Genomic DNA, 13195 nt, shown 5'->3' on the forward strand with positions numbered 1-13195 from the left:
GAAAAATCGAAAGCTCGCAATGACGGATATCGTTGAACTGTAAACTGTCAACTGCTTCATAATCCCTCCGTTTTTAAATATTTAATCAGGTAAACAGCTTCTTTTTTCTCGGCTTCGCCCGCATTTTTTAAATCGTAGGTCTGATCGGCAGGCGTATCAACATCCGGGAAACGGCGAACATCGCCTGTGCGCAACACAATGCGCGAAACATTGGCTACGGGTTGAAAGGCCAGGCTGGTGAGCACATCTTTGCCGTTAACCGTTATGGTGTAAAAACGATTCGCGGTGGTTAGTTTTAGTTTAATATCGTAAGTTTCGCCAGCTTTATATTTTAGGAAGTTTTTGTAACGTGCACCTGCTTTCGCACTTAACACGCCTGCAGTATCGAAAGTTAAACGAACGGTAGCCATGCCTTTCTCGTCCTGCAGCTCAATTTCCAATAAGCCAAAATTATCCTGTTTCGGAGTGACTGAGAACGAAGTACTTAGCTTAGCCGATGCAGGAAATACGCGTTCAGCTTTGGCATAATCAAAGGGATCTTTGTCTTTTAAAACCAGATTGCCGTTTTCTACCTTTACTGGAGCCCACAGCGGACTGTAAATATTCCAAGATGCTAAAGCCTGTTCGGCCGGCATTTTACTAAAATCATCGTTTACATGCGTTTTTGCCGTGGTGCTTACAGGTACCGGAATACCAGAAACCCAGATATCTTCTTTATTCATGCTGTAGGTAACCCAAAGTTTCCCGTCGGCAGGTTTTCCGTTGCCTTCTTCAATGCCGCGCACATATTGTGGACCATAGGATTTGTAATTGCCGCCATAGCGCATCGGAGAGATTTCGCCGTTAACTAAGGACAGGTCGGTATAGTCTAAGCCATTTTTGCTGGTAGAGATGGCCAGCGGCCAGCGGTATTCGGATGGATTATATACTGTTGCATAATTACCATCGCTTGTTTTCTGTCCCCATATTTTGGCGTTGCTGTTTACAAAACCGGGTGCACGGAAAGCACTTTCGGGCCAGCTTTTACCATTGTCGGTACTGATAGCAGTTAATGCATTTTTCCATAAGCCTACTACGCGGCCATCAGGCAAATGGTAATAGCTAAACGCTTTGTATTGCTTCTGCAAGGTGATAAGCGGATCTTTTCGGTCTGCCTCTTCGTTCCATTGCTGGGTCATTAATTTATTAGCTAACAACTCATTACAGGCTTCAACAAAAGCTTTGCTTTTACTTTTTGTATAATAAGGATATCGGGTGTTTTTTTCTGAATAACCTGGATTGTAGTGAATGAAATAAATCGGTCCGTACTTGCCGTCTGCCTGAATTTCGCGCACTGCCCGGCCAATTCCATGTCCGTCGTTCGGATCGTCTTTGGCATCGAAACTAATGGCATAAAAGCCCAAAACCAGGAATACGTTTTTGGTGGATACATAAAAACCCATCCGTTGGTGCATCACCGCATCGAGATCTTTAGCTACATCGCTACGTCCTTCTTTTGTAGTGCCATCAGGAATCCGGTAAACCGGAAAAATTACATCGGGCTTGGTCCAGGTATAACCATCTTTTGACGATTGCAGTAAAGTTTGTCCCGGCGGGATGCTTTCTCCCACTTTATCGCTTAAATATTCTACATAAAAACGATTATTCCAGTAAGCCAGCATGGGTGCGTGGTTGTAAGTCCAGCCAAAGTTTTCGGCCAGTTCGGGGTGTTCTCTGTTCGCCCTGAAAGTTTGAATATTGTGCACGCCCACTACCGGTGTTAACTGACCATGATTATAATCGGCATTAACCAGTGTTTTGCCCGTGTAACGCACGGTATCTTGCGCTTGCGCGTTCGATATCGCCAATGCAAACAAGAGGAATAAACTAATTATTTTAAATATTTTCATTTTTATTGTTTTAACCACTAAGGCACAAAGGCACTGAGTTCTTATCTAAACCTTACAGGTTTGTACGAATTATCTATTCTTTAATAAAGCCTCAATTACTTTCTTTTTCACTTTTATAATTGTTCCGTGTTTATGCCCTTCGGGTATCGAAACTTCGGAAGTCACATCTTTAAAGGATTTAAAATCAGCTGTTTTATAAGCCGAATAAATCTTTTGTCCATAGGCATCAAAATAAATCAGCCAGTCTTTTCCGGTTTTTACAACCGTAGGGCCTTCGGTTAATTTCGGGCTAAAAGTTTCAGACACATTTTTGTAAGGCCCCAAAGCTGAGCTGGCAAAAGCTACCTTTAAATTGCGGTTCGGACGGGTATTGTCTTTCAGTACCAGTACATAATCTTTAGTTGCGCGTTTCACAATCACGGCATCGATAACACTAAAACCGGGATCGAGAAATAATTTCGGCTGAGAAAAAGTTATAAAGTCTTTAGTGCTAACCGAGTACATGCGGTGGTTATTTTCCTCTTCTTCTATTCCTTTGGCAAAGCGGAATGGTATGGTTGATGCCCAAATAATTACAAATTCTCTTTTTTCATCATCGTAAAAAATTTCGGGAGCCCAAACATTGACGGTTTTAGGTTCGTTCTCCATTACCGGTATAAATTGCTGAGCACTCCAGTGGACGAGATCTTTGGAGCTGGCATAACCAAAACCTTTATCGCCTTTCCAGCTGCAGGTCCAAACTAAATGGAAAGTGCCATCCGGACCCTGAACAATTGATGGATCACGCAATACTTTCTGAGTGCCAACTGCCGGTTTTAAGAACGTTTTGTTTAAATCGGTCCAGTGATAGGCATCATAACTATACAACAGGCGCAAGCCTTCTGTGGCCGGTTCGTGGAACGAAGTAAATAAATATGCCTGTTTGGAGCAGGAAGTTAACGCACAGCAAAGCAAACCAATTATGGCTAACCGAAATGATGATATGAACTTTGATTTTAACACGCTTTTTTATTTGTTATTTCTTTACTTCCCTGATCGTCATTCCCGCGCAGGCGGGAACCTCACATCCTTTAAATAGATTTCTCCATTCCGTTTCACTCCAGTCGAAATGACGATTATCTATAAGTTATCTAAAATCAACACCCAGTCGTTACCATTTGCAGGGGTTCCCGGAGGATTAAACTCATGAATCCCTTTGTTTTCAAATTCACCAATCGGCGTTATTTTTCCTGTTCGTGGGTCAAACCACGATGCCTTTACATCATCACCATCAATCTTACCCATTTGCACTTTGAAATTTTGGCCTGTATAGGTATAAAAGAAGGCATAGTCTTCGCCTCGTGTAGCGAGTACACGCTCGTACTTTTCTCTGTTTTTACCGGCAACCAGTGTCTGGTCGGGTACACGATCAAAATAATTATGCGATAGCATCAGCTGTTTTAAATATTGCATTTGAGTTGCCCCTTTGGCATTCAGTGCGGTAATCCACTGGTCTTTTGGACCGTAAGCAGGTTTTTTATCCGTAAACTTGTACATCTGCATTACCGAATTATGGCCGTATGTGTAGCCAAAAGCCCCCGCAAAAACCGACCAGTAACCATACCTTCTCACATCAGCATCCTGCCAGCGTGGTTGTGTAGTATCGTGCAAACCCTGAGGAATATCCTCATACGAGGGTTCGCCATCGATAGTAGGTTTAACAGGTTTTAGCTTATAATCGGCTTCAATGTATTTCCAGTTGTCTTCGCCGTAGTGCAACTTTTCGTTTTTAGAAGTATCCTGCTCGTAACGGCGGTGGCCCGATTGTACCATGTCGAAATCGCTCCACGGCGAATTGTGGAACCATTGCGAAGAGGCTGTTCTACCTCTTGGGTGAAAAGTAATTAGGTGATTCGGATCGTTGGTCCTTAGGGTCTGACCGATTGTATTCCATACTTTCAGGCCGTCAGAACCTTTAATGTCGCCACCATTTAGCCAGATGATATTCCACCTGTCACGGTATCTTTTAGCTAAGAATTCAGCATATTTTTTGGCTTGCGCTTCCTTTACTTTTCCAGCCTTAACATTGGTTCCCCAAACGGGTACTAAAGCCATGTAAAGCCCTTTTTCGGCCGCCTTGTCTACAATGTAATCTACGTGGTCCCAATAATCGTAAGCAACAGAATCTTTGGGGTTATTGCCTGGTGTAACCATTGGCCTGGCTACATCGGCATGCACTACCGACGAATCTAAATACACATTGCGCGAGGGCACATCATGCAAAACCATTACCTGGATAACATTAAAGCCTTTTTGCTTTCTATCTTCGAGGTAGGTATTGGCCTCTTCGCGCGTTAGCCTGCCAAACAGTAACCAGCCTGTATCGCCCAGCCAGAAAAAAGGTTTTCCGTCGCCGGTAGTTAAATATCTGCCGTTTTCGGAAACCAGTAAGCTCTTATCGCCAAAATGCGGCTTTTTCTTACAGCCAAAGGCGAGTAAGGATATCATTGATAAAAGAAATATTTTAGATTTAAGCGTCATAACTAAATTTTATTGATGATAATTACCTCGTCGCCTGCACCGGTTTTAGTGATTTTGGCAACTGTATTTCCGTTTATTTTCTCTTCTTTCAGTACTTTTCCGGTTTTAGGGTTCAATACTTTCAAACTGAATTTACCGCTGGTTTTAGTCAGGTCTACACTTATGGCTTCTGCAGTGGCGTTGTATAAGACATAGGTTTTTCCCACATTTTCCAAACCATATTGCTTCGTGTTTTTTCCTGCCGGAAGAAAGGCTTTGGTACCTGCAATTAGGTTAAGTGTAGCTTTATCAATATGATCTACGTTAGAAAGTGAACCGCCTGCCATCAAAATGGCCCAGCCGAAACTATCGTAGCTATCGCCCGAATAGATTACCGCTTTTTCAGGGAATTTGGTTTTATATTCAGAAACAGCATGATAAACCTCTTCAAAAGATGTTTTCTTAGGTTTTAATAAGCGTGCGTGCTGACGTGGGGCAAGGCTTAAACCTCCTTGCGGTGCATAGGCAGTACCATCGGCCTGATAGTGCCAATAGCGGATATCGATTAAATCGATTACGTTTGCGCGTTCTGGATCGGCTAAAATGGCATCCTGTACGTCTTTCGTTACGCTTAGCCCAATAATCGGGTGTTTGCCGGTTTCCTTTTCCCATTCTTTAATGGTGTCGATCCAGAATTGTACAAAATGCAGAGGGCCTGTAAATTCGGCACCAATAAGCTGGATTACGCCTGAGTTTCCGTCGAAATTTTCCAAACATTTCCGGATATAAGCTTTATGGATTTCCCTGCGGTGCGCATTGCTGATATCGTAAAACTGCTCGGCCATAAAAATGCGTTTATCGCCTGCATAAGGGACTGGCTCGGGAAAACCTGTACTGTTGATGTTGTTTGCGGTACGCCATGGGAAATCGGCATAGTGCGCACCAGCTTCAATAATGTTATGCTGAAAATAGTTCTCGTGAATGAGTACGAGACCTTTCTGATCGGCCAGGTTAGCGAAGGTTTTTAAACGGTCCCAATACCAGAGGTTGTATTTGGTGATGTCATATTTACTCAAACCATCCCAGGCTTTATCCTGGCCGCTACGGGCAAAAGGAAGTTCGTAAAATGGTGCCCAAACTTCTCCGTCCATACGGCGGATACGCTCGTGGTCGTCTCTTCTCCTATCGTACCAAAGGCCGTAATTGTGATCGATGATTTTAACCTGACCATTTTTCATCGAATCGGTTATTTCCTCTAAATTATCGGTTAAGCCATTGCCTTCACGGCCTGGTACAAAACGGGTAATGTGGAATTTAGTGTTTTTTAAGCCATGCGGACGGGCGCTGCCATTCCACCAGGGTACTTCCTGCCTGTCGCCGAGCACAATTTCGTTGCCACGGGCAATCCAGCCATTCTTAATACTCATTATACCAGCTGTTTGCACGGTGCTGCTGCTGTGAAATCCTGAGCTGGTAACAGATTTAGCCTGACCTTTATCGGTTGGGATTTTATTTCTTTCTGTTGCCGAATCGATATATTCGGATAAAGTTAACGCAGGTTTATAAGCCAGTTTGGTGAGTTTAAGGGCAACATCAACAGGCGGACTGCTCGATGCTTCGGTTTCAACCGGGAGTACAAAGGTTCGGGCATCAACGCTGTTGCCTAACCTGTCTTTTAACTGGGCATAATACAAACTACGGGGCTGGATCTGCTCGTTCGACATGTCCCAGTAACCGTTACCTGCAAATTGTGCCCAGGTACCAAAAGCCCAGTTTTGCGCAGTGGGTGGCTGGTAATTGTCGACCCTTGCTGCACTACATTGCCAAAAAACACTGTTTGCAGCACTCCAGCCTGCTCCCTGGCCATCCTGACCACGGTTGAGATAACTTAATGCCTGCCCATCAATATTGACGATATCGAACAACACTCCTGAAGCCCAGCTATCGTAAGCGCCGCTAAAACTAAATGGTAAATACGATTGGCATTGTACAAAAACATTAGGTCCGGGTGCGCAAAAACCAACCGCGAAATCGTGGTAGCCATATTCTGAATATAATCTTTGGAAAAGCGTTTGCTGGCCTGTAGTTAAAAAGGTATTGCGTCGTTCGCCACCAATTTCAGAAACCGGAGCTAAGGATTTACAATCCTCAACAGTGATTCTTTTGGCCGTTGCCAGAACATTCACTGCAGAACCTACAAAATGCTCGAAAACAACCTGGCGTACCCAGGCATCTTCTGCGTTTTCGATGCAGATAGCCGTCCAGCGATGATATTCGTCTTTAATATTGTCTTTGTGGTAATCTGATTCGAGTTTTAGGTGCTCAATACCAACCTGTGCAATCCGGCCATCCCATTTGTATTTAGCAACAGTTGCACCACCAAATTTAGCATCGAGTGCAGTAGTAATGGGCGCATCGAAAGTAATTGTTGATCCGTTGATGGCGGTAATTTTACGGTCCCAGAAAATATCTCTAGTACCGGGTTTCCAGCCGAGCGCACTTTCGCCACCACCAAATTCTACCGTTTTTAAGGTTTCGATCCACTCTTTTGTGGATGGACGTTGTATTGTAATTCTATCGCCTACTTTAAAGCCATTTGCATCGGCCAGCGTAAGTTGCATGGCATTAACAGGCACATACGTATCGGTAATGGCAACTGCCGCTTGTTGAATTTTATTGTTTTTGCCCAGGATCCTGATCAGGCCAATACGATCTAAACCGGTAGCGAAAATCCTGGTGCCATTCTCCCCCATTCCGCTCCCCCTGATGATTACACCAGAAGCCGAAATTTTTAAGGTTCCGGCAACCTGATAAGTTCCTTTTTCTAATAAAACTGCACCACGTAAACCATCCTTGCCCGGTTGCAGCGCAGAAACCATATCAATAGCACGCTGAATATACGGAGTCGCATCGCCCTCAACCACCGGAACCACAATTTTAACTGTAGCCGTGGGAATAACTTTTTCGCCAGCCATGTAACCGGCATAAGAAAAATCGGGAATGCGGTTTCCCTGGGCATCAGCAGTGTACGCCATTTTACCATCTTTACCCTTAAATATGGGCTTTGGTGGCTCAACTGGCTTGGTTTTCTGACCAAAGGATACCTGGCTCACTAAAAACGCAATCACCAGAATGGAGATGGTTTTAAGTGGTGGTGCCTTTAATATGTGGTTAGTTTTTGGCATTTATGTTTTTGTTATCGTTTACGTCATTGCGAGGCACGAAGCAATCTTAAAGCAAGCGCTATCGTAGTAGAATTGCTTCGTGCCTCGCAATGACGATTTAACTATGGCCTAACTTTACTAATATCAACTAAACTATTCAAATACACTTCAATATTGGCATAACCCGATTTTGTAATGCTTGCGGCATCTTTTCCATCTTTCGGGTTGAGGCCATGCTTAGTTTCCCAGGCATCCGGAATACCATCCTGATCGGTATCCAAATAAGGTTTTCCATTGTATTCAGGATAACCGCCAACCTGGGCAATATCCGAAATGATGCCTTGTTTATACGAATCGGCTGGTAAGCGTCGTTTAACATAACTTTGTTTAGCCGGCAGTTTCCCATCTTCTACGTGTTCTATTTTGCCTGTGCTAACCTGTTTTACAATGCGTTGGTCAACAGCATCACGAACCGGCAAGCTTGCTCCGGCATTAGCCAGTACATAATCGTAAGCTTTTTTAGTGTCGATGATTGAAATTTTCGCCATTGGCAAAGGTTTATCAACACGCATCGAATCGAGCAGTTTTTGTTTGTCGCGCTTAGTTTCTGGTTGTACACCACCATCCCAGTTGTTTTGGGTTACTTTTGGATTGCCCTCAGTAATATTTCCGGTAACGTAGGCTTTACCAAATTCGTTGGCAAATTTCTTGTCTCTCCCCGATTCTGGCTTTAAGATACGATAAGAAATCGGTTCGCCGGCAGGTGTAATAGGTCCTGGTTTGTAGTAGTTGTTAACGAAACTATAAAAAGAAGCATTATCTCCTCCATCTGCACTGCGGTTCCACCAGTTGAAGATTACATTATTGGCAAAGCCAAAGTCACCATACATACCAACTGATGGATTACGGCTGATATTGGATGCCCAGAGATTACGCATAAAAGTACTGTTCAAACCGCCGATGGTACTGCCAAAAGCATGGTTGTAAGTATCTAAAGCCTCCGAAAAAATAGAGTTTTGAATGGTTACGTTCACAGTAGGTAGCTTTTCGGGCTTAGAACCATCTTTTTTATCATAAACATGGCGGTAAATCGACATGTTTTCATCCAGTCCCCAGCTTGCCGAAACGTGGTCGATCATGATATTCCCTACCGGATTGCCCCCAATGGCATCATCCCTGCGGGTTACATCTGTAGCACCTCTGCGGAAACGCATGTAGCGGATTACTACATCATGTGTATTGATCCAAACCGATTCGCCGGCAATACAAACGCCATCACCCGGGGCACTCTGGCCTGCAATGGTAATGTACGGTGCGCGGATAATCAATGGTGTTTTAAGTTTGATGATCCCTGATACGTTAAAAACGATAATCCTGGCACCGCCCTGTTCGCAGGCTTCGCGCAGGCTGCCCTTGCCCGAATCGTTTAAATTGCTTACAACGTAAACTTTACCCCCGCGACCGCCAAATGAATAAGCGCCGCCACCCTCGGCACCCGGAAAGGCAACTAGTTTGGATTGAGGTAAATCGCTGGGTTTGGCTGCCCATGGAATATAGGGTTTGCCATGTTTGGCCTCCTCATCGATAATTGATTTTACCTTCAGGAACTGAAGATCCGATTTCTCTTCTATGCTGTTTAAAAGCGAATCGGCTTTCTTTTCCATCGCCTCAGGTATTACCGGATATTGTGCAAATGCTACATTTCCTACGGCACAAAGGGCCAGTACGCTAAAAATTGAGCTCCAGGTGCGCATATTATTTAGTGTTAGGTTTTACAATTGAAACCGGAACCACGCTATTTAAGTATACTTCGATGTTCGAATAACCACTTTTGGTGATTTTAGTGGCATCGGTAGCATCCTTAGGGTTCAAGCCGTTTTTGATTTCGTAAGCATCTGGCATACCATCATCATCAGTATCTTTGTAAGGTGTTCCTTTATATTCAGGATAACCACCTACCTGCGAAATTTCGGTAATAATGCCCTGTTTGTAAGAATCTTTAGCTAAACGGCGGTGTTCGAACTGAAAAGCTGAAGGTTTGGCTTCAGGATGAACTTCGATTTTACCGGTAGCCACCTGTTTAATTACACGGGTATCAACCGGATCGCGTTTAGGTAAAGTAGCACCAGCGTTGGCCAGTACATAATCTTTAGCCTGTAGTGTTGGGATAATGCTGATTTTAGGCATTGGGAAAGGTTTTTGTGCTTTCATGGCCGGAAAATATTTGCTTGCCGTTTCGAAAGACATTAAGCCTCCTTTTTTATCTTCCATTTGTACACCGCCATTCCAGTTATCGCGGGTTACTTTTTCGTTTCCTTCGATGATGTTGCCATTAACATAAGCCCTGCCAAATACCACATAAGGTAATTTACTACGGCCCGATTCTGGCTTTAAAATGCGGTAGCTGATTGGATCGCCAAGTTCGGTAACCGGACCTGGTTTATAAAAGTTGTTGATGATATTATATTGTGCAGTATAATCGCCGCCATCAGTTGAGCGGTTGTTCCAGTTAAATACCACATTATTGGCGAAGTTGAAAATACCGTTCCAGCCGATTGAAGGGTTACGCGCACCGTTATCGGCCCAAAGGTTACGAACAAAGGCACAGTTCTCGCCACCTAAAGTGCTACCAAAGGCGTGATTCCAGTAATCTAAGGCTTCAGAAAAGATCGAGTTTTGGATGGTGATATTTACAGTGCCCAGTTTTTCTTCGGTTTTACCAGTACTATCATTGTACATATGGCGGTACATCGACATGTTCTCGTCTAAACCCCAGCTGGCCGAAACGTGGTCGATCATGATATTACCCACCGGGTTACCACCTATGGCGTCATCCCTGCGGCCCACAAAAGTTTCGCCCCTTCTGAAACGCATGAAGCGTACAATTACGTCGTGTGTATTTAACCAAACCGATTCGCCGGCAACACAAACGCCATCGCCAGGTGCAGTTTGACCGGCAATGGTAATATAAGGTGCACGAATAATCAGCGGTGTTTTTAAGCGGATGATACCTGCTACATTGAAAACTACAATGCGGGCACCTCCCTGTTCGCAGGCATCGCGCAAAGAACCAGGCCCCTTATCGTTTAAGTTTTTTACCACAATAACCCTACCGCCATGACCGCCAAAACTATAGGCACCACCACCTTCAGCACCCGGGAAAGCCAAAAGCTCTGATTGTGGTAAATCAGTGGGACGGCCTGCCCATGGAATATAAGGTTTGCCCATTTTGGCCTCTTTCTCCATAATTGGCTTAGCTTTTTCCCAGGCAATATCCGATTGATGATAGGCCTCTTTCATCATAGAATCTGATGATTTTTTAATGTCGGCCGGGATGTTTGGATATTGCGCAAATGCATAATTTACCGGGAGCGTTAATGCTGTTGCAACCAACAGATTTAAAAGGTTCTTTTTCATTTGTGTTTTGCTTGTTTGGGAAGCGAAAGAATTTACGCAAATATTTTTGGTTAGCAGGAATGCCTGAACAAATTTATTAAAAATTGCGGCTCATTTCTTTGTTTATCCTTTGTTAGTATTTTGGTTAGAAAGTATATTATATTTCAAAGTTGCATGCAAATTGGGGTGGTTTACTGTATAATTTTGGCTATGTTTTGTATAATATTACCAATTGATAATATTAGCTGTAACAAATCAAATTCATTCTCTCAACCCTGTTACAAGATATAAATAAAATTCATATATAAATGTAACATTCTTAAATGAAAAAAGGAAACAGATTAATGTTTCCTTTTCCAAACCAATTATAAAAAAACCGGGGCGATGAGCAAACCGCCCCAAAAAAACTATCAGCGTTTACTTTAGCGGGTCGAATGCTCCACCCCAGGTATTGTTTTGCTGCAGGTTAACGTTGTTGTTTAGCGATACCGTAGGGATACCAAAAAAGTATACGCCTGATTGATAGGCAATATTATAAGTATCAAGCTGTTTTGTGCTTACCGTAAAGCTTGCGGTGTATAATGCATCCAGGTTAGTATTTGCTGAAGCATCTCTTGTACCAGAAATATAGTCTGTTTTGGTACCTGTGTTTTTGAGTACTATGGTTACACCCAATCTTCTTTTTCCATTTAAGGTGCTTTCCAATAGTTTACGTCTTCTTAAATCCCAAAAGCGTTTACCTTCAAAGGCAAGTTCAATTTGTCTTTCTTTAATAATTGCATTCACCAAATCATTTCCGCTTAAACCGGCTGTTAATCCATATAATCCATCCGCTCCTGCTTCTATACCTGCCCTTTTTCTGATATTCACCAAATTGGTATAAGCTTCCTGGCTCTGGCCGGTTTCTGCTGCGCACTCTGCCAGGTTTAGCATTACTTCTGCATACCTGATCTCTATCCAATCTGTTCCGGCATTTTGAAAAGTGGCCAGTGTTAAAGCCGGATCTATTCCTTTTCTTAAATATAAACCCGAAGAGGTAGCGCCAGAAGGTTCTGTAGTGGCCAGTACATTTTTATCGTTTGTATAATAATAGGTCCACAACCTGTATGATGAATTACCTGCAAGCGGCCAGTTACAACCATTATAAGCTATGGTTTGATCGAACCTTGGATCGCGGTCTTTGTAAAATGTAGCGAGGTTGTATGCGTATTTTGTAGAACTGCCTGCATCCTTTCCATCTTTCATTGGAAAAGCCAGGGCCATATCCCAGGTAGGTAAATTTGAACCACCTGTACTACCAATGTATTTTGGAACAGTTGCATTTGGATAGGTATTGTTGTTCTGCCCAATATCAGTTGTACCGGTATTATAAAGTGTAGCAAAAACGGCTTCCGGATTACGTGGTGTACTTCCTCCGGCGCTGCCTTCGGTGGTCCACATGCTGGCATCAAATTTATTATAAAGACCAAAACCGTTGGTAGAAAGTGTAGCTATAGCCTGTGTATTGGCGGTATAAGCATCCTGCCATCTCGAAGCCAGGTTACCCGGGTTAAATTCGGGCGAAGCAAATGTTAATAATACACGGCCTTTGAAAGCTTGTGCTGCACCTTTTGTTACACGGCCATAGTCATCATTTTTTGGCCATTTTACCGGAATGTATTTGATACATGAATCAAGGTCTCTGGCAATCTGAGCAAATGTTTCGGAAGTGGTATTGCGGGGCAAAAGTGCTGCTTTTTTTGCTTCTTCGCCAACGGCATCAAGTGGAGTTAATACCACAGGTACGCCTCCGTATAGTTTTACCAACTCAAAATACCTGAAAGCTCTCCAAAAATAGGCTTGCGCAATAAATCTTTTCTTTACAGCCGGATCCAGTGTACCAGCATTCACATCTCTGATGAACATGTTTATGGTTCTGATTTTGACATAATTACCAGCTGTATTGGTATTGCCTAAATCGGTAACGGATTCAATTGTAGCTGTTCCTTTTACAAAAACATTATCACCATATTGCTCATCGGAAAGTGAATTAACCGAGGCACTTAAACCACCAACATTACCAAACCACGAAGGTTGGTTCTGGCTGTAAATGTAATCGATACTTAATTTTGTTGTGGTAGAATCGTTGTAAACCTGATCGGCTGTAAAACTACCTAAATCTTGCTTTTCGAGCACTTTTTTACAGCTGGTAAACATGAATGATGCTGAGCAGGCTGCAACTATTAATATATAAATCTTTTTCATGAC

General features: G+C 43.2%; 7 protein-coding genes. All 7 read right to left on the minus strand.

What is annotated here, in order from left to right:
* Window positions 1-56 precede the first annotated feature (56 nt).
* Window positions 57-1889 carry a sialidase/neuraminidase family protein gene (locus HWV58_RS06520; RefSeq protein WP_175633314.1) on the minus strand — a complete coding sequence of 611 codons (1833 nt, stop codon included), beginning with the start codon at window positions 1887-1889 and terminating at the stop codon, window positions 57-59.
* 69 nt (window positions 1890-1958) lie between these two features.
* Complete coding sequence (locus HWV58_RS06525; protein WP_235972670.1) at window positions 1959-2891, minus strand: glycoside hydrolase family 43 protein; 933 nt, start codon at window positions 2889-2891, stop codon at window positions 1959-1961.
* Window positions 2892-3008: 117 nt separating this feature from the next.
* Window positions 3009-4376, minus strand: coding sequence for a glycoside hydrolase family 140 protein (locus HWV58_RS06530; RefSeq protein ID WP_235972671.1), 1368 nt, complete (start codon window positions 4374-4376; stop codon window positions 3009-3011).
* A gap of 35 nt (window positions 4377-4411) precedes the next feature.
* Entirely contained in the window at window positions 4412-7573 is a 3162-nt protein-coding gene (locus HWV58_RS06535; protein WP_175633316.1) for a DUF6298 domain-containing protein, read from the minus strand.
* A gap of 101 nt (window positions 7574-7674) precedes the next feature.
* Entirely contained in the window at window positions 7675-9306 is a 1632-nt protein-coding gene (locus HWV58_RS06540; protein ID WP_175633317.1) for a pectate lyase family protein, read from the minus strand.
* Between the two features lies 1 nt (window position 9307).
* A complete protein-coding gene (locus tag HWV58_RS06545; RefSeq protein WP_175633318.1) occupies window positions 9308-10969 on the minus strand; it encodes a pectate lyase family protein in 1662 nt (553 codons plus the stop codon).
* Window positions 10970-11365: 396 nt separating this feature from the next.
* Window positions 11366-13192 carry a RagB/SusD family nutrient uptake outer membrane protein gene (locus HWV58_RS06550; protein ID WP_175633319.1) on the minus strand — a complete coding sequence of 609 codons (1827 nt, stop codon included), beginning with the start codon at window positions 13190-13192 and terminating at the stop codon, window positions 11366-11368.
* Between the last annotated feature and the right edge of the window lie 3 nt (window positions 13193-13195).

The organism is Pedobacter ghigonis (assembly GCF_903166585.1).
GTDB classification, from domain to species: domain Bacteria; phylum Bacteroidota; class Bacteroidia; order Sphingobacteriales; family Sphingobacteriaceae; genus Pedobacter; species Pedobacter ghigonis.